Annotated in this window: 18 protein-coding genes; 8 read left to right on the top strand and 10 right to left on the bottom strand. The window is 69.8% G+C overall.

Annotated features, from left to right (window positions below; genetic code table 11):
• Window positions 1-52: 52 nt before the first annotated feature.
• Together AOK15_RS18435 and AOK15_RS18430 are read left to right on the top strand one after the other, a co-directional pair.
• Window positions 53-2,452 carry a glycoside hydrolase family 65 protein gene (locus AOK15_RS18435; protein ID WP_055518129.1) on the top strand — a complete coding sequence of 800 codons (2,400 nt, stop codon included), beginning with the start codon at window positions 53-55 and terminating at the stop codon, window positions 2,450-2,452.
• A gap of 157 nt (window positions 2,453-2,609) precedes the next feature.
• On the top strand, window positions 2,610-3,488 hold the full coding sequence (locus tag AOK15_RS18430; RefSeq protein ID WP_055518126.1) for a potassium channel family protein: 879 nt from the start codon (window positions 2,610-2,612) through the stop codon (window positions 3,486-3,488).
• A gap of 853 nt (window positions 3,489-4,341) precedes the next feature.
• On the opposite strand, the gene AOK15_RS18425 is transcribed toward AOK15_RS18430, so the two are convergent.
• From AOK15_RS18425 to AOK15_RS18390, 8 genes are all read right to left on the bottom strand, one after another.
• Window positions 4,342-5,295 (bottom strand): GNAT family N-acetyltransferase, encoded by a 954-nt coding sequence (locus AOK15_RS18425; RefSeq protein ID WP_240508486.1) that lies wholly within the window; start codon window positions 5,293-5,295, stop codon window positions 4,342-4,344.
• 215 nt (window positions 5,296-5,510) lie between these two features.
• Complete coding sequence (locus AOK15_RS18420) at window positions 5,511-5,882, bottom strand: DoxX family protein (RefSeq protein WP_055518122.1); 372 nt, start codon at window positions 5,880-5,882, stop codon at window positions 5,511-5,513.
• A gap of 51 nt (window positions 5,883-5,933) precedes the next feature.
• Window positions 5,934-6,704 (bottom strand): SDR family NAD(P)-dependent oxidoreductase, encoded by a 771-nt coding sequence (locus AOK15_RS18415; protein WP_055518115.1) that lies wholly within the window; start codon window positions 6,702-6,704, stop codon window positions 5,934-5,936.
• A 45-nt stretch (window positions 6,705-6,749) separates the two neighbouring features.
• Entirely contained in the window at window positions 6,750-6,932 is a 183-nt protein-coding gene (locus tag AOK15_RS18410) for a hypothetical protein (protein ID WP_055518113.1), read from the bottom strand.
• Window positions 6,933-7,266: 334 nt separating this feature from the next.
• The gene (locus tag AOK15_RS18405; RefSeq protein ID WP_079058557.1) at window positions 7,267-7,800 is read right to left on the bottom strand and encodes a cupin domain-containing protein; all 534 of its coding nucleotides are present in this window, start codon (window positions 7,798-7,800) and stop codon (window positions 7,267-7,269) included.
• Window positions 7,801-7,894: 94 nt separating this feature from the next.
• Window positions 7,895-8,317, bottom strand: coding sequence for a DsbA family oxidoreductase (locus AOK15_RS18400; RefSeq protein ID WP_240508488.1), 423 nt, complete (start codon window positions 8,315-8,317; stop codon window positions 7,895-7,897).
• A 95-nt stretch (window positions 8,318-8,412) separates the two neighbouring features.
• Window positions 8,413-9,033 (bottom strand): cupin domain-containing protein, encoded by a 621-nt coding sequence (locus AOK15_RS18395; protein ID WP_205632166.1) that lies wholly within the window; start codon window positions 9,031-9,033, stop codon window positions 8,413-8,415.
• 27 nt (window positions 9,034-9,060) lie between these two features.
• A complete protein-coding gene (locus AOK15_RS18390; protein WP_055518105.1) occupies window positions 9,061-9,684 on the bottom strand; it encodes a VOC family protein in 624 nt (207 codons plus the stop codon).
• Window positions 9,685-9,801: 117 nt separating this feature from the next.
• On the opposite strand from AOK15_RS18390, the gene AOK15_RS18385 reads away from it, so the two are divergent.
• Window positions 9,802-10,125, top strand: a complete 324-nt coding sequence (locus AOK15_RS18385) for a winged helix-turn-helix transcriptional regulator (protein ID WP_079058556.1) — start codon at window positions 9,802-9,804, stop codon at window positions 10,123-10,125.
• Window positions 10,126-10,225: 100 nt separating this feature from the next.
• A complete protein-coding gene (locus AOK15_RS42285) occupies window positions 10,226-10,618 on the top strand; it encodes a cation transporting ATPase C-terminal domain-containing protein (RefSeq protein ID WP_338059911.1) in 393 nt (130 codons plus the stop codon).
• Window positions 10,619-10,708: 90 nt separating this feature from the next.
• Here the strand turns inward: AOK15_RS42285 and fdhF are convergent, their stop codons facing one another.
• Window positions 10,709-13,396, bottom strand: coding sequence for a formate dehydrogenase subunit alpha (gene fdhF / locus AOK15_RS18375; RefSeq protein WP_055518153.1), 2,688 nt, complete (start codon window positions 13,394-13,396; stop codon window positions 10,709-10,711).
• Entirely contained in the window at window positions 13,393-15,078 is a 1,686-nt protein-coding gene (locus tag AOK15_RS18370; protein WP_055518102.1) for an NAD(P)H-dependent oxidoreductase subunit E, read from the bottom strand. The genes fdhF and AOK15_RS18370 overlap by 4 nt, the downstream gene beginning before the upstream one ends.
• A gap of 19 nt (window positions 15,079-15,097) precedes the next feature.
• Here AOK15_RS18370 and AOK15_RS18365 point away from each other — a divergent pair, with 19 nt between their 5' ends.
• The 4 genes from AOK15_RS18365 to AOK15_RS18350 all read left to right on the top strand — a co-directional run bounded on the left by AOK15_RS18365 (window position 15,098) and on the right by AOK15_RS18350 (window position 17,882).
• Window positions 15,098-15,286 (top strand): hypothetical protein, encoded by a 189-nt coding sequence (locus tag AOK15_RS18365; protein WP_055518101.1) that lies wholly within the window; start codon window positions 15,098-15,100, stop codon window positions 15,284-15,286.
• Window positions 15,287-15,533: 247 nt separating this feature from the next.
• On the top strand, window positions 15,534-15,971 hold the full coding sequence (locus AOK15_RS18360) for an NfeD family protein (RefSeq protein ID WP_055518099.1): 438 nt from the start codon (window positions 15,534-15,536) through the stop codon (window positions 15,969-15,971).
• Window positions 15,972-16,000: 29 nt separating this feature from the next.
• The gene (locus AOK15_RS18355) at window positions 16,001-17,110 is read left to right on the top strand and encodes an SPFH domain-containing protein (protein WP_055518096.1); all 1,110 of its coding nucleotides are present in this window, start codon (window positions 16,001-16,003) and stop codon (window positions 17,108-17,110) included.
• 283 nt (window positions 17,111-17,393) lie between these two features.
• Window positions 17,394-17,882: a hypothetical protein gene (locus tag AOK15_RS18350; protein ID WP_157870291.1), complete on the top strand. Its 489-nt coding sequence runs from the start codon at window positions 17,394-17,396 to the stop codon at window positions 17,880-17,882.
• Window positions 17,883-17,934 lie beyond the last annotated feature (52 nt).

The raw sequence follows: 17,934 nt of genomic DNA, 5'->3' as shown, positions 1-17,934 counted from the left end.
ACGCGTCTCATGCTCCCGCGCACCTCGTGAGGGGAGAAGGAGAGGACGGCGGATGGCGGAGTGGACCTGGGAGTACGAGGGCTACGACCCGGCCGGCGAGCGGCTGCGTGAATCGCTGTGCACGCTCGGCAACGGCTACTTCGCCACCCGCGGCGCCGTACCCGAGAGCAGGGCGAGCCTGGTGCACTACCCGGCCACCTACGCGGCCGGGGTCTACAACCGCCTGGAGTCGACCGTGGCCGGCCGGCGGGTGGTGAACGAGGACCTCGTGAATCTCCCCAACTGGCTGCTCCTGCGCTTCCGTCTCCGTCATGCCGACGGATCGGTGGGCCCGTGGATCTCACCCGACACGCGTCCCGTGCTCGATCACCGGCACGCCCTGGACCTGCGCCGTGGCACGCTGACGCGCATGTTCCGGTTTCGGGACGAGGCGGCGGGCACGCTGAGCGTGGAGCAGATCCGCTTGGTGCACATGGCGGATCCGCACCTGGCCGCACTGCGGACCGTCGTCACAGCCGAGGAGTGGTCGGGAGACCTGGAGGTCGAAGCCGCCCTTGACGGCGATGTGATCAACAGCAACGTGCACCGTTACAGATCCCTCGACGGTCACCACCTGGCCCGTGTACGGACCGGCGCGTCCGCGCCCGACCTCACGTGGCTGAGCTGCCGCACCAGCACCTCCGAGGTGGGCATCGGCATGGCGGCCCGTACGGTCGCCGTCGGGCAGCCGCCCACGTCGTCGGAGCTTCGGCCGTCTCACCGCCGTGCCGTACACCGGCTGGTGGTCCCGGTCGCTCCGGGCCGACCCGCCGTCGTGGACAAGACAGTGGCCCTGCACACCTCCCGTGATCCGGCGATCAGTGACCCGCTCGGCGCGGCGCTCGACCGAGTGGCCACGGCCGCCGACTTCCCCGCGCTCGTGGACTCCCATGTCGCCGCCTGGGCACGGTTGTGGCGGAGCGCGGACATCCGGGTGCCGGGGGAGGCGGGACGGGTCCTGCGCCTGCATCTGTTCCATGTGCTGCAGACGTTGTCGCCGCACACCGCTGAGCTGGACGTGGGGGTGCCGGCCCGTGGGCTGCACGGCGAGGCGTACCGGGGGCATGTCTTCTGGGACGAGTTGTTCGTGCTTCCGTACCTGAACCTGCGTTTCCCGGAGGTCTCCCGGGCTCTGCTCAACTACCGTCACCGGCGCCTGCCGCAGGCACGCCGCGCGGCTCGCGCGGCCGGCCGGGCAGGGGCGATGTACCCGTGGCAGTCCGGGAGCGACGGCCGTGAGGAGACACAGGAGGTGCACCTCAACCCCCGTTCGGGCCGGTGGCTGCCGGACCACTCCCGGCTCCAGCACCACGTCGGTTCGGCGATCGCCTACAACGTGTGGCAGTACTGCGAGGCAAGCGGTGACACCGAGTACCTGCACACCAAAGGCGCGGAGATGCTGCTGGAGATCGCCCGGTTCTGGGCGGACAGCGCGGAGTTCGCCCCCAGCCTCGGTCGGTACCGCATCCGTGGTGTGGTCGGCCCCGACGAATACCACGACGGCTACCCGGACGCCGCTCGGCCGGGACTCGACGACAACGCGTACACGAACGTCACCGCCGTCTGGGTGCTCAGTCGCGCCCTGGACCTGGTGCGGCGCCTTCCGGTATGGCGTCGGCAGGAGCTGTTCGAGCGCATCGAGCTGGACAGCGGCGAACTCCCGAAGTGGGAGGAGGTCTCCCGGCGGCTGAGTGTGCCGTTCCACCAGGGAGTCATCAGCCAGTTCGACGGCTACGGCGACCTCGCCGAGCTGGACTGGGACGCCTATCGCACCCGTTACGACAGCATCCGGCGGCTGGACCGCATCCTCGAGGCCGAGGGCGATTCCGTGAACCGCTACCAAGCCTCCAAACAGGCCGACGTCCTGATGCTCGGCCACCTCTTCTCGCCCGCCGAGCTGCGGAACCTGTTCCACCGTCTCGGGTACGAGGTGGACGATCAGGTCTGGCGCCGGACCGTCGACTACTACCTGCGGCGCACCAGCCACGGCTCCACCCTCAGCGGCCTCGTCCACGGCCTCGTCCTCGCCCGGGCCAGGCGAGCCGAGGCGTGGACCTACGTCCAGGAGGCCCTGGAGGCGGACGTCGCCGACATCCAGGGCGGCACCACAGGCGAGGGTATCCACCTCGGCGCCATGGCCGGGACCCTGGACCTGGTGCAACGCGGGCTGACGGGCCTTGAGACGCGTGAGGACGCCCTCTGCCTGGACCCGGTGCCCCTTCCCGCGCTCTCGGAGTACGGGTTCTCCTTGCGCTACCGCGGCCACTGGGGTGTCGGCGTACGGCGCCGGAGCGGGCAGCTGGAGATCAGAGTGCCCGACTCGGAGGAGTCACCGATCCGGGTGGTGCTGGCCGACCGGGCCGTCACCATCGCACCGGGAGAGACCTGCACGCTCGTGCTGGCGGACAGCTGATCCACGCGGACGGGCGGGCCTGATCCACGCGGACGGGCGGGCCTGATCCGCGCGGACGGGCGCGCCGACCTCGGCGTCTGCGGCAGGATCCGCCGGACAGGCCGTAGGCTCCGCAAGCGGGGTTCCGCTTCAGGCGACAGTGCCGTGGGAGACATGGATGAAGTGGTTGGTCTCGCTGATCGGCGCCGGGCTCGTCATGCTCACCCTGCGAGACCTCTTCCACACCCTCTGGCACCCCACCCGCCACGGTGGTCTGAGCCGCCTCGTCATGACGGCGATGTGGCGCCTGGCCCGGCGCTTCCGCGCGCGTCGACGTGTCGTCGGGCTCGTAGGACCGCTCGCCATGGTCACGGTGGTGGGTATGTGGGCCCTCACCGTCGTCCTCGGCTGGGCCGTCGTCTACTGGCCGCACATGCCAGGGGCGTTCGCCCTCTCACCCGGTTCCGAGGCGGCGCAGGCGCCCCCGCTCCTGGACTCCCTGTACCTGTCGCTCGTCACGGTGGCCACCCTGGGCCTGGGGGACATCGCACCCGGCGACGCCTGGCTGCGCCTGGTCTCCCCACTGGAAGCCCTCGTCGGCTTCGCCCTCCTGACGGCCACGGTCTCCTGGGTGCTGGAGATCTACCCGGCACTGACCCGCAGGAGGGTCCTGGCCATCCGGCTGGCCCTGCTGCGCGACGCGAACCGGACGTCGCAGCAGATCGACTGCACCGCCGGGGCGCTGTTGCTGGACAGCCTGGCAACCGATGTCGTGCGCGTGCGTATCGACTTCACCCAGTACGCCGAGGCGTACTACTTCCATGACGGGGAGGACCATTCGTCACTGGCGGCCACGGTCGGCTACGCCGCCACCCTCGCCCGGCGAGGGCAGGCCGCCCGGCGATCGGAGGTACGCCTGGCGGGTGAGGTGCTGGCCGGTGCGCTGAAGGACCTCGCGGCCGTACTCGACCAGCGCTTTCTGCACACCGGTGGCACGGCGACGGACGTCTTCGCGGCGTACGCGGCAGACCACGGGCGCAGCCTCGCACAGCCCTGACCGACAGGCCCGTACCCGCGGGACGGGGCCCAGTACTGAAGCTCGTCCTCCGGCTTGATCCTCCCCGCAGGCCGGACGTCCAGCAGCCAGCCGGCGCCCGCCCCCAACGCCAGGAAGTCGGGAGTGTGCTCGCCCGGCCCCGCCTCAGCGGTGAACCGCAGCCGGAACGGCTGGGACAGCACCTCGTTCACGCCTCCGGCGAAGTCCAATGCCAGCAGCAGCAGCAGCAGCAGCCGCCGCCGCCGCTCGGCGAGGCTCTCGAACCCGTGCTGGCGCCCCGTGGACACCAGGCACTCAAGCCCCGGACGGTGTTCCTGGCCAGAGCGCCAGGAAAAACGCCGCAGCGGAACGGAGGACAGCACCGGCGCCCCGGCCAGGTCCTTCACCGGGCAGACAACGTCAGCCTTGCCGGTCTTCCACGTGGCGGTCCACCGGCGTGCCCAGCCCGGACCGCTGTCCATCTGGCGTACCGCCCCTTCCGGCAGGGCGTACGGAGCACACAGACCGTCAAGCGTGCACGCATGGGACCAGACCACGGAGGACTCGGCGTCTCCCTCACGGAATACGGCGTCCATGCCGTCAGAACACCGCCGTTGCCGGCACCCCGCGAACGGTTCTCATAAACCCGCACCAACCACCCATCGAGGGCGCTACTCTGCCCGCCAACCACCCGGCAGAACCCGCTGACCGAAGCGCAACGTCTCGTCGGCCAAGACGCCGCGCTTTCGTCTCAGACGAGCGGAGGGCACCGCAGCCTCGCTTCGATGGAGACTCCGGCGGGCAGCTGGAGCGTCACGGACGGCCGGTCCTCCGATAAGACGTGGGGGCGGAACTGCCCTAACGGCTATAGCAGTCAGAGGAAATGCCCGCTGGCGAGGTAGGGCGCCGGGACGGGCATGTCGCGAACGGCGATGTAGCCCTCCTGGCCGATGTCGAGACGGGCGGCCAGTCCGACATCGACCGCCCACTCATTGGGGGCGGTGATGCAGTTGACCAGGGTCCTTCCCTGTGACGAGGCCAGGGCTTCCCACAACAGTCTCTGCGCGGTTTCCGGGTCCGCGGCAGCCAGCAGCGACGCCTGCCCTCGGTCGTCGATGTAGACGTATCCCGGCCTGGCCCGGTCTTCGGACACGACCAGCCTGAGGGTGTTGAGCATGTAGCCGTGGTCGGGACCATGGCCCGCCACACGCAGATCCCGGTCCAGCCGGTCCATCCACTCGAAGTCGTCGGACCGGCCCTCCCGCAGGCCGTTGACTGCGGGGAGGGTGGACCGGTCGACGGTACCGACCATCCTCAACTGCGGGTGGAGCGAGAATCCCGCCAACCGGTATCGGCGGGTCGCCCCGGGATGGACGCTGGAGGAGAAGATGCCGGGGCGCCCGTCGGCGTGGGCGAGCGCGGCGTCCATCAGGCCCTTGCCGATGCCCCGACCCTGATAGCCGGGCAGCACGCCGTAGGTAGCAAGAAACCACAGACGGCCGCGGTTCTGCGAGATGGCGAACCCAACCGCACTTTCGGTACCTGCATCCGCCTCCACCGCGACCCAGCATCCTCCTGGGTCGGCGTTCAGGAAGAAGCGCATCCGGTCGATCCACTGCTTCGAGGCGACCGCCGAACGTTCCTCGACTTCAGGATCGCTGACCCGCCTGGTGGCCCGCTCCGCCTCGAAGAACGTCACCGCCGAAGCCCGTTCAGCCGACGGGAGATCACTCTCGTGCATCGGCCTGACCTGCACAGAGTCCATCACTTCAGCGTAGGGAAGGGCCAGACCATGCCGCACCCGGTTTTCCGGCCGCCCGCCAGCCATCGCGCACAACCCGCCAACTGAAGCGCAACGTCACAGGGCCCCGCAGACGACACGGCGGCCGATGCCGCCGGTCCCGCCGAAGACGGTGACACGCATGGGGTTCCTTGCCGGTGGGGCGGTCAGGGCGGAGAAGTAAGAAGTGGGGCGGGCGATGGGGCCCGGTGATCTGTGACGAACCGGGCCCCCGTACTTGGGAGTTGGAGCGGATGGCGGCTTCAGAGGCCGTACGGGCCGAAGCGTCCCCAGGCCACCAGTACGGCAAGGATCAGCAGGACGGCGTTGAGGCCGATCGCGGGGGATTCCTTCTTGCGGGCGTGGTACGTCGCGGCCAGCAGCATGGTTATACCGAGGCCGACAGCGGCCAGTGGTGTCAGTACGGTGGCGATACCGGTGGCCGCGGGCAGGATCAGACCGAGGGCGCCGGCGCATTCCACGATGCCGATGAAGCGGACGGTGCCGGTTGAGAAGTCGGCCACCCAGGGCAGCTTCTCGACGAGCTTGTCCTTGGGCTGGGTGGTTTTCATGACACCGGCCATGGCGAACATGACGGCCAGTACGGCCTGCACGATCCACAGGAAGACGTTCATCAGGGGTGGAGTCCTTCGGGGAGAGAGCGAGGGAGGGGACGCGGCGGAGCGCTAGCCGAGGAGGCTGCCGCCGGTGGCGTCGAGGGAGGCTCCGGTGATCCAGCGCGCCCGGTCGGTGGCGAGGAAGACCACTACATTGGCGACCTCCTCCGGCTCACCGAGGCGCTTGAACGCCGACAGCTGCGACATCTGTTCGCGCGCCCCGGGCATCTGGAAGACCGCGCTGCCGTTGTCCGTGAGACCGGGGAGCACGCTGTTGACCGTGATGTGCTGAGGGGCGAGGTGCCGGGCGAAGTGCAGCGTGAGCTGGTCGAGCGCGCCCTTGGACATCGCGTAGACGATCTGCGACGGCTCAGCCATGCGCGTGACCGCGGAGGAGATGTTGATGATGCGTCCGCCGTCCGGGATCAGCCCGAGAGCTCGCTGGACGAGGAGGAAGGGGGCCTTGGCGTTGACTGCGAAGATCTCGTTGATCTGCTCGGCTGACACCTCTTCCGGGACGCTGCCGGCGGGCATCGTCGAGGCGGCGTTGTTCACCAGGATGTCGAGGACGGTCTCGCCGGTGTGTTCGCGCAGTCCGGCCTCCAGCTGGTGGAACAGCTGGTCGACGGCGCCGGGCGTGCCCAGTTCCGCGCCGACGGCAAAGGCCCGTCCGCCGTCCTTCTCGATAAGGTCGACGGTCTGCTGGGCGGCCTGTTTGTCGCGCCCGTAGTGCACGGCGGCCAGGGCCCCCTCGCGGGCGAGGCCGAGGGCGGTGGCCCGGCCGATACCGCGGCTGGATCCGGTGACGAGAGCGGTCTTGCCGCTGAGCGTGCTGGTCATGCTGGTGTCCTCGCGGTGTTCGAGAAGTGGGAGTTGGTGGGGGTGTCAGCCGTTGAAGACGGCTTCGGCTTGGTCGCGGCGCTCGTACAGGCCCCAGTACAGGGGCGCGACCTGCTCGGGGCCGGCCGAGGGGATGCCCTCGGGGCCGCCCTCGCGGAGCCAGGTGTTGATGGCGATGTGCGCGGCGTGGATACCGGATCCCGCCAACTCGTTGTGCAGGTCGAGCACCGGGTCTCAAGCTCGTTGAACAACCGGCTCATCGCACGGGGCTACTACGACGACATACCTGACGTCGGAATGAGGTTCTTCGGAAGGGATGGTCATACACACATCGCGCGGGTGCGCGATGACGGCCTCGTGGGACCGGTGCGACTGCTCCCTCAAGGAGATTCGGCGACCCCGCCCTGCTGGAGGGATGAGTCAGGGGATGCGTCCCAGGCCGTGCGCAGCACGTCAAGGAGGCCGTCGCTGTCCTGCGCGCCGGGGATGCCGTACCTGCCGTCGATGACGATGAAGGGCGCGCCGGTGGCGCCCAGGCGCTGGGCGCGGGCGGCATCAGCAGCTACGAAGCCTGCGGTTCGTCAGTGTTGGGCTCAGCGCTTCCAGCCGACCCGACCAAGGTCCAGTCGTGTTTACGCGAGAACTCTCGGAACTCATCCGAATCCAAGTCCATCGCCTTACCCTTGGCTTGAAGCTCCACCATATCTTCGATGAAGTGCTCGAAACCTCCGGGAACCGAGATCTGCAGAACACGCGGCACGGTCTCCCCTACCGGATTAATCGCATGGGGAATCCCTGCAGGCAGGAACATGAAAGTACCCGGGCCGACCGCATGCTGCTCGTCGTCAAAGGTCACCCGTAGCGTTCCTTCCAGCAGGAAGAAGAGTTCGTCAGCGGTGTCGTGGATGTGGAGTGGGAGGTCGTGGTTCACCGAGACCTCAAGGACTGAGTACTGGCCGTCGGTCTGGGCGGCGCCCGCTTTGAGCAAGTAGAGCGGTGCGATTTTGACGCGAGTTTCCAGACCCTCCCCTGGTCCAAGTTTGATGAATCGAGCCTTCTGCGAGGATCGATCGGAATTGGTCTGCTCTGCATTCATCTTTGGAGCTCCTTTTCTCGTGATTCGATCACTTGCGCAACGCCGGTGGGGCGGTCAGGGCGGAGCAGTAAGAAGTGGGGGTGGCCGGTGGAGGTCAGCCGCGGGCCGGTACGGCGCAGCCGTCGGGGCCGCAGACCGCAGCGTCGCCGCCGGTCGCCGGGGTGAGCGGGTGGGATGTGTCCCAGGCCGTGCGCAGCACGTCAAGGAGGCCGTCGCTGTCCTGCGCGCCGGGGATGCCGTACTTGCCGTCGATGACGATGAAGGGGGCGCCGGTGGCGCCCATGCGCTGGGCGCGGGCGGCGTCGTCGCTCACCTGCCGCTGGTAGCGGTGCTCGGTGAGAGCCCGGCGGGTGCCCTCGCGGTCCAGGCCGATCTCCTGGCCCAGGTCGAGCAGGTCGAGCAGGTCGTCCATGCCGAAGACGGGGCGGGCCTGGCCGAAGTAGGCGCGGAAGATCGCGTCCCAGGCTTCGCGGTTCTTGCCCTCGGCGGAGGCGTGGGCGAGGAACTCGTGCGCCAGGTCGGTGTTGTCTGATCACGCGACGGGGGACCGACGCAAGTGTTTGTGAGTAGCGCCGAAACGGCCGTCTCCGTGACTACACCCACGTGAGAAGATCAAGACGGCGTGTGCAGGAAGGTTATTCCGTGCTTGCCGGCGAGTTCCGACACGGCCTGGGGGCCGCCGGCGTCCTGCAGGCTGCGGAAGCTCTCGACGAGGTCTTCGGCAAAGTGCTCGAACCCACCGGGGGACGAGACTTGAAGCAGCCGGGGTGCTACGTCCGAGGTCGGGCGGACGGCGTGCGGAATACCGCGGGGCAGCAGCATGAAGTCGCCCGGCTTGACTGTGTAGACGCGGCCGTCGAACGTTGCCTCGATTTCACCTTCGAGCATGTAGAGGACTTCGTCGTCGTTGTGGTGGATGTGGAGAGGCAGGTCGCCGCCGACGGTCACCTCCAGCACGGAGTAGCCGCCCCCGGTGTCCTCGCTCCCTGCCTTCAAGGCGAATTCGGGCGCCACCGGTACGCGGGTGGGCCTGCTCTCGCCCTGTGAGAGGTAGATGAACCGATCTGTACTCATATCTTCTCCTGAAATGGGTAGTAAGGTCGTCGGATCCGCGTGACGGGCCGTATCCGTCACGGACGCCGTCCAGATCACTTTGAGGGCGTCGACCACGGCTTCGCGGAGCGGAGATTCACGGTCTTCTGCCGTCGTTTTCTGCGCCGACGACGTGCTCAAGGCCGCCTTGCTGATCGCGGTTTCGGCTCAGAGAAGGACGCTGGGGTCGTATGGCTCGTCGGGTATGAACTCGTCGCGCCATGCGCGTTCGCTGAGCTCGGAGGCAGACGCCCCGGCTTGCCAGGCTTTGACGAGCTTGTCCGGATCGACGAAGTGGCCGATGGGTTTGGCCGCGAAGTCGTGGGAGTGGCGCAGGTACTCCGTTGACGTCCAGCTGTTGCCGAAGTTGTCGACGTGGAGCTCGACGCTGTTGCCGTCCGGGTCCGTGTAGTAGAACGCGGTCTGGGCGCCGGCATCCGTGCACAGGACCGGAACGATGCCCTGGGCCTTGAGGCGGAGGTAGGTGCCGAGCAGTTCCTCGAGGGTGCGGTAGGCGAAGGCGAAGTGCTGGATGCGGCGGTACGCGGCCTTGTTCTCATCGGCGCTGAAGCCGGGCACTTCCACGAAGGCCAGCCGGTGGTTGGCCTCGTCGTTGGTCACCCAGACAGACTTCATCGCGGGGGCGCCCTTCGTACCGGCGCTCGCCGAGTCGGTGCGGTGGACCACATCCGTCCCGATCACCACCCGATACCGGCTCACCTTGGCGTCAGCGTTGCTGGTGGTCATTTCGAGGTGGTGCAGTCGAGGGTGCACGATCGTCGTGCTGTTCACCCTTCGTCCTCCTTACTCGTTCTGTCGACTAACACCACCGTATGGGCTTAGATAAATAAACGGCAGTAGGATGTTTTCCTGTACCTAAGTATTCTTTTGCATACCATTGGAGAGATCATGTTGGAGGTGGAGGACGCACGGCGCCAGATGCGCCGAGTCCTGACGATGATCAGCGGCAAGTGGAAGATGGAGATCCTCTGGCTGCTGGACCAGCGGACCCACCGGTTCGGTGAGCTCCGCCGCGAGATCCCCCAGGTGACCCAGCACATGCTGACCAAGCAACTGCGTGAACTCGAAGGTGAGGGCTTGGTGGAGCGCAAGGTCTACGCAGAAGTCCCACCCCGCGTGGAGTACACGCTCACCGACAAAGCCCGGTCCCTGCGGCCCGTATTCGAATCGCTCCTCGCCTGGGCCGTGTCTCAGGAGACTTCACAGAACTGACTCAACGGGGGCTTCCAACACGACGCCGGGCCATTCACAGAGCAGTTGGGGCGAGGCGGATGGTGTTCGACGGCTTCCGGAGGTCACCACCGGCCAACGGATCCGGGAGGGAACGGGGACGGGCCGCCCCTGGCAGTCCATGATCTTCCTGGTCCTCGGTGCGACCCAGCTGGGCGTCGCCCTCGGCTCCCGCGCCCGTCCGGGAACCCTGGCCAATCCGTTCCTGCTGGTCGCCGTGGGCGCGGCCCTGGGCCTCCAGGCGGCCGGTGTCCACCTGCCTCCTCTCCGGGATCTGCTGGGCACGGAGCCGCTGTCGCTCGGGGACCTGGCGATCGCCTGCGCGTTGTCCGGGCTCGGCCATGTGGCCATGCGTGTCCAGGCACGGCTGTGGCCCGAACGGCAACCGCGTGCCGCCTCGGCGGGAGGCGGTGATCCAGGACCCGGGGCGGGAAGAAGCCGCCCAGTCCGCCGGCGGCGCCGACGATGCCGGTGACCGATCCGGCACGGTCGGCGGGTACGAGGCGGGCGACGAGGGCGGACACGGCGCCCGAACCGGTTCCGGGGGCTGCGGCCGTGCCGAGCCCTAAGACGCGGCCACGCGGACCGCCGTGACCTTGTACTCGGGGCAGGAGGTGACGGTGTCCGCGACATCCGAGGTGAGGCGGTTCACCCCGCTCGACGGGAAGTGGAAGGAACAGAAGACCTGGCCGGGGGCGGTCTGGTCACCGACACGGGCAATGAGCAGGGCTCGACCGTGCCGACTCTCCACCGTCACCCGTTCGCCGTCGCGCACCTGGTACCGGCGGGCGTCGTCAGGGTGGAGGTCGAGGAAGTCAACCGGGTCGAGCTCGAGGTTGCCGCCGCGCCGCGTCATGCTTCCGGAGTTGTAGTGAGCCCAGCGCCGCCCGGTGACCAGGATCAGCGGATGGTTGTCGTCGGGCCGTTCACCCGGGGGGAGATAGGGGGCCGCGGCCAGGTGGGCCCGGCCGTCCGGTGTGGCGAAGCGCTCGGTGTACAACGTGGCTTCTCCCGGCCGGTCAGGTGCGGTGCAGGGCCAGGGCACGGAGCCCTCGCGGTCCAGCCGGTCGTGGGAGAGCCCGGCGAAGACGGGCGCGAGCCGCCCGCACTCGGCGAGGGCGTCGGCCGGAGACGCGCAGCTCAGGTCGGCGCCCATGGCGCGGGCGACGGCCCGGAGGATGTCGAAGTCGGCGCGGGCTTGTCCCGGTGGGGGCACGGCGGGGCGGACACGCTGGAATCGGCGGTCGAAATTGACGAAGGTCCCGTCCTTCTCCAGCCAGGAGGCCACCGGCAGGACGACATCGGCGTGCCGGGCGGTCTCGGACAGGAACAGTTCGTTGCAGACGACGAGCGGGCAGACCTCCAGGGCCTTGGCCACCTGGTTGGAATCGGGGTCGGTGGCGCAGACGTCCTCTCCGATGATCCAGAGCGCCCGCAGATCGCCGCCCCGTGCGGCGGCGAACATGTCCGGGATCCGCAGACCGGGCCGCTGGGGGACCGGTGCGCCCCAGACGTCCTCGGCCCGCGCGCGAGCGGACGAGTCGGTCACCTTTCCGTACCCGGGCAGGAGGTCGGGCAGGGCGCCCATGTCGGAGGCGCCCTGGACGTTGTTCTGGCCGCGCAGCGGGTTGACTCCGTGGCCACGGTCGGTGCCCACGGCGCCGCGCAGGATCGCCAGGTTGGCCAGGGAGCGCACACCATCGGTGCCGTGGAGGTGTTCGGTGACGCCCAGGCCGTAGACGATGGCCGGATGCTCGGCGCTGCCGTACAGACGGGCGGCGGCGACCAGGTCCTCGGCCGGTACCCCGGTGATGTCCGCGACACGGTCGGGCGGGTAGTCGACCAGCAACTCGCTGAGTTCCGGCAGCCCGGTGGCCCGTTCGCGCAGGAACGCCTCGTCGGTCAGCCCTTCGGCCAGGAGGGTGTGGGCGAGCCCGTGGAAGAGCGCCACGTTGGTGCCGGGACGTGGACGCAGATGTACATCGGCGTGGAGGGCGAGGCCCACGGCACGCGGGTCGGCGACGATCAGTGCGGTGCCGTGGAGGACCCGTTCCAGCAGTCGGGCCCCGACCACCGGGTGTGCCTCGACGGGATTGGCCCCGACCACCAGCAGGCAGTCGGAGCGTTCCACGTCGTCGAAGGTGTCGGTGCCGCCGGAGAGGCCGAAGGACGCGGTGAGGCCGGCGGCGGAGGGGGAGTGGCAGAGGCGGGAGCAGTTGTCGACGTTGTTGGTTCCGATGACGACCCGCATGAACTTCTGTACGAGGTAGTTCTCCTCGTTCGTGGCACGGGCCGAGGAGATCGCCGCCACGGAGTCCGGGCCGCCGGCGTCGACGGCGGCCCGCAGCCCCCGCGCGACGTGGACCAGCGCCTCGTCCCAGTCGACCGGTTCGAGGACGCCGTCGCGTCGCAGCAGGGGCCGGGTGAGCCGTTCCGGTGAGGTGCGGAATCCGTGGGAGAAGCGGCCCTTCACGCAGGCGTGGCCGCGATTGACCGGGCCGTCCCTGGCGGGCAGCACCGCCGTGACCTCGCCGTCGTGTGCGATCACGTCGAGGGTGCAGCCCACGCCGCAGTAGCCGCATGTGGTGCGTGTCCGGGCCTCCTGGGGGTGGAACGCCGAGGTGAGTCCCCGCGCCGGTCCCGGCTGGGCGAGCGCCCCCGTGGGGCAGGTGTCCACGCAGCCGCCGCAGGCCACACAGTCCGATGCGGCCCAGGGCCCGCCGGTGCCGGGGGCCACGACGGTGTCGCCGCCTCTGCCGACCAGGGTGAGGGCGAAGGTGCCCTGCACCTCGGAGCACATCCGCACGCAGCGGCCGCAGGCGATGCACAGGTCCCGGTCCAGGTGCACGTACGGGTGGGACTCGTCCCCGCCCCGGCCTCCGGCACCGCGCGCCGCGTCGGGGCCGATGCCCATCGACCGGCAGGCGTGGGCCAGTTCGCTGGGGCTGCCGTCGGAGAGGGCTCGGGGCGGCAGCGCGGAGACGATGACCTCCACCGCGTCCCGGCGCAGCCGCACGACCTCGGCGCCGCTGGTGTCCACGCGCATGCCGGGGGAGGCCGGTGTGACACAGGCCGCCACGACGCGCCCCTCGGCCCGTACGAGACAGGTACGGCATGACCCGGCGGGACTGAGCCGGTCGTCGGAGCACAGCGCGGGCAGCTCGATCCCGGCCGCCCGCACCGCCGTGAGCAGCGACGACTCCTCGGGTACTTCGACGCCGCTGCCGTCGACCTCGATCGTGACCCTGTTCATGGCGCCCATCCCGCCAGCCGGTCACCGTAGGCGCGGGCCAGGCTGTGCACGGCGGGCGGGATCCGCTGTCCGAAGGCACACAGGCTCGCCTCGGCCAGGACCCGCGACAGCCGCTCCCACTCCAGGCCGGGCGGTGCGGCGGCGGACGCCCATTCCAGACCACGGCGCGAGCCGACGCGGCAGGGCGAGCACGCGCCGCAGCTCTCGGCCGCGGCGAACTCCCACACATGACGCAGCACTTCCTCCGGTGCGACTCGCCCGTCGAAGGCGACCAGACCGGCGTGGCCGAGAGCGCAGCCTCGGGCTGACAGCCCTGCCTCCGACAGCGGCACGTCCAGCGCGTCGGCGGCGAGGAAGCCACCCAGCGGGCCGCCGACCTGGAGGGCGGTCAGCTCGGCGCCGTCCTTCAGACCGCCTCCCAGCTCGGTGACGATCCGCCGCACCGGCGTGCCGAGCTCGATCTCGTAGCACCCCGGCCGCGCGAACCGCTCCGACAGACAGACCAGCTTGGTCCCCGTCTCGTCGGAGGTGCCGCGCCGGGCGTATGCCGGGCCGCCGTGGCGGACGATCCAGGGCACGGCCGCCAGGGTCTCGACATTGTTGACGACGGTCGGCGCGTTCCACAGCCCACGCTGCGTCGGGTACGGCGGGCGGGGCCGGGCGCATCCGCGACCGCCCTCCAACCCCGCGATGAGAGCGGTCTCCTCACCGGCGACATAGGAGCCGGCGCCCTCGACGACGTGGATGTCCAAGGTGGTGGCCGTCCCGTGCACCGACGCTCCGAGATGCCCCTGCGCGTACGCCTGGCGCACCGCTTCCCGCATCCGTGCCAGCGCGGCGGGGTACTCCGAGCGCACCAGCACGACGCCCTGACGGGCCTCGCAGGCGAAGCAGGCCAGGGCCAGGCCCTCCAGCACGCGCCCCGGGTCGGCCTCCATCAGCAACCTGTCGGCGTACGAACCCGGATCGCCCTCGTCGCCGTTGGCGACGACCACGGTCCCGGGCGCGCGGCGGGCCGCCTCCCACTTCGCGGCCACGCCGAACCCGGCGCCACCGCGCCCACGCAGCCCGGACGCCGCCACCTCCCGATGCACCTCGTCCGCGGTCCCCGCCGGCACCGTCGTCGACCACACCTGCCACGCCGGATCACCGCAGAGCACACCACCGAGCAGGACCGGGTCACCGGTGTCGTCGGCCACCGGGATCTCCGGCGCCCGCGGTGGCTCCCGCCCGGAGAGCTGAGCGGGGAGGGACGCACCGGCGCAGGGTGTGTCGCCGTCGAGGGCGGCGGGCCCCGCGTAGCAGTAGCCCAGGCAGCGGACGGTTTGCAGCGACACGTCGCCCCGTGGGGAGGCGGTGTGCGCAGCGACGCCCAGCTCCCCCTCCACCTCCGCGAGGTGCTCACCGCCGGACGCGGCGAAACACGCCGTCGCGGCGCACACCCGGACATGGCGGTTCCCGTGCGGGGCTGAGAGGTCGGCGTAGTAACTGGCAGGTCCCAGCGCGGCGGCGGCCGGAAGTCCGAAACGGGCGGCCACAGGCGGTGCCCAGACCTCGGGGCCGTCCCCTGTCGTGGCCCTGGCCTCGGCGAGCGACTCCACCAGCTTTTCTCCGGGCCGCCCCCGCCGGTTCGCCAGCGCCCGGAACGCGTCGAAGGTGTGAGCTGAACGGACGCGCGCCATGCATTCATCGTGGAGGACGGTGCACGAGACCGCAGCTGGGGACCGACGTGGCCGGACGTCGGGACCGACCACCTGCCGACCCTTCGCCGGCGTCACCCCCGGTTCGGTCACCGCGTTCATCGACCTGCCGCTGATCGGTGGTGGCGTGGTCCGACTCGTGCTGGGGGCACTCGTCTTCGTGCCGGGGGTGCGTGACGTCGACGAGTGACGCCGACGGCGCGCCCGCGCCATGACCAGCGCGACCGGTACCTGGGGGAAGCCTCTTCCGCCCCGCCGTCCCCCTATCGACCCGACAGGGGGACGGCGGGGCGCCGAATTGCCCATGCAGGCGGGCGTCACCGAACTGCGCGGGCCCACGCGGGGACCCGGTGGCCGACGAAGGTGTCCCCGTGTCTGTCTGCCCTACGCCGCGGAAGGTAGCTTGGTGGAGAGGGCCCCCGAAGGAGGGCGGTGCGATGCCGTGGTTCGTATGGCTGCTTGCTGCCGCGGCGCTGGGCGCCGCGGAGTTCTTCATCCTGACACTGGTCTTCGGGCTGCTGGCGGGCGCCGCCGTCGTGGCCGCTGTGGTCGCCGGTGTCGGTATCGGGTTTGTCGGCCAGCTCGTGGCCCTTGGCGTGTCAGCGGCAGCGGGCCTTGTCCTGCTCCGTCCTCTCGTACTGCGGCACATGAACCAGCAGCCCCTCACCCTTGAGGGAAGCGACGCGCTGATCGGCAGGCGGGCCGAGGTCATGCAGGAGGTCACCGCGACCCGTGGCCTGATCAAACTCTCCGGCGAGGAATGGTCCGCCCGTGCCCTCGACGAAACCCTGGTCATCCCGGTGGGCGCCTGGGTGGACGTCATGGAGATCGAGGGCGCCACGGCCGTCGTCTACCCCCGCGAACTCCTTCCGTGAACGGCTGAGCACACCTCAACGGAGGCATTGTGGATCCCGTCGTCATCCCCCTCCTCGTGGCGATCCTCGTCGTCGTCTTCCTCGTGGCCTCCAGCGTGCGGATCGTGCCCCAGGCGCGCCGCTACAACGTCGAGCGGTTCGGCCGCTACCGCCGGACACTGCAACCCGGACTGAACCTGGTCGTGCCGGTCGCGGACCGCATCAACACCAAGCTCGACGTGCGGGAGCAGGTCTATTCGTCCGACCCCAGGCCGGTGATCACCGAGGACAACCTCGTGGTCAATATCGACACCGTCCTCTATTACCAGATCACCGACCCGAGGGCCGCGGCCTACGAGGTCGCCGACTACCTCCAGGCGATCGACCAGCTCACCGTGACCACACTGCGCAACGTCATCGGCAGCATGGACCTGGAGGAGACCCTCACCTCGCGCGAGGAGATCAACTCGCGGCTCCGCGCCGTCCTCGACGACGCCACCGGCAAGTGGGGCATCCGCGTCAACCGCGTCGAGATCAAGGCCATCGATCCGCCGGCCACGATCAAGGAGGCGATGGAGAAGCAGATGCGGGCCGAACGGGACAAGCGCGCGGCCATCCTGCACGCCGAGGGGGAGCGGCAGGCCAAGATCCTCACCGCGGAGGGCACGAAGCAGAAGGACATCCTGGAGGCCCAGGGCGCACAGCAGGCCATGATTCTCCGGGCGGACGGCGAGGCCAAGGCGGTGGAGCTCGTCTTCCAGGCCGTCCACCGCAACAACGCCGACCCGAAGGTCCTGGCCTACAAGTACCTCGAAACGCTCCCGCACCTGGCGAGCAGCGACAACAACACCTTCTGGGTGATCCCCGGGGAGCTGACCGAGGCCGTGCGCACCGTCACCCGAGCGTTCGGCGACGAGTCGGCGGCCGGTTCTCCTCTCTCCGCGCAGACCGAGAAGGCAGCCGCCGGGGACGGTCGCGACAGCCCCGACAGCAACCGGACTCCCCAGTTGGAGTCGGCCTCGATCGTGTCCCTCGACGCCGCCGCGGCCGCGGACGAAGCGGAGAAGCAGGCCGCCGCGGCGGTGAGCGACGCCAAGGCGGAGGCCGAGGCCGCGAAGTCGCCCCAGGTGCCCCGCCGGTCGCGTACGTCCGACGACTGAGCCCAACGGCCACTGTTGCCCGCCGAAGACCGCTGCGACCGTGGATGCCGGCATGTGCGCCGGCCGAGGACTCTTGACGCTTTCTTAGCGGCGCACCGGCATTGACGGTCCGGTCAAGACTGCCGGGATCCGGCAATGCGACACGAGGGTCTGCACAGGCAGGATGGGCGGTGAGGGAAGCACGCGACGGAGGTCTCGATGCCGGGCACCGGCAGGTGTCCGGCATCCGGCCGCCGAGGCGTGCCAAGGCCGTCGCGTGACGGGGTGGAACGGGGGGTTGGGCATGAGGACGTTCTTGGAGGCCGCCACAGGCTTTCCGGCCTTTCTGTTCACCGTCCCCCTGCTGGTGGCCGTGGGCTTCTGGCTGCTGGTCGCGGTGGGCGCCGCCGACTCCCGCGCCTTCGACGGGGACGCCGACCTCGGTGCGCTGGGGTTGGGCGGCGTCCCGGTCACGGTCGCGTTCTCGCTGTGGACGGGCTTCGCCTGGGCCGGCAGTCTCGGTACCGTCATCCTGCTGCAACCGTCGGCCTTCTCGTGGCTGACGCGTGCGCTGATCGGGCTCGCCGTCCTCATCGCGGCTCCCTCGATCGCGTGGTGTGCGACCCGCGTGCTCGTACGGCTACTGCGGCGCCTCCATCCCGATGACCCCGGGCCGTCGTCGCCGCACTCCGTCGGGCCGACCCGCAAGGCCCGTGCGGAGCGCCAGGACGACGGCCTGCTCCGGAGCGACCACCCCGCCCCGCAACTCCATGGCCGCCGTCGGGCCGCCTGAGCCACACATCTCCCTGCTTCAGGGCTTCCCTCCCGAGGCGCACGGAAGCGCG

This window comes from Streptomyces ossamyceticus, assembly GCF_001418475.1.
Lineage (GTDB): Bacteria > Actinomycetota > Actinomycetes > Streptomycetales > Streptomycetaceae > Streptomyces > Streptomyces ossamyceticus.
This window is presented reverse-complemented; position numbering and strand designations above follow the sequence as displayed.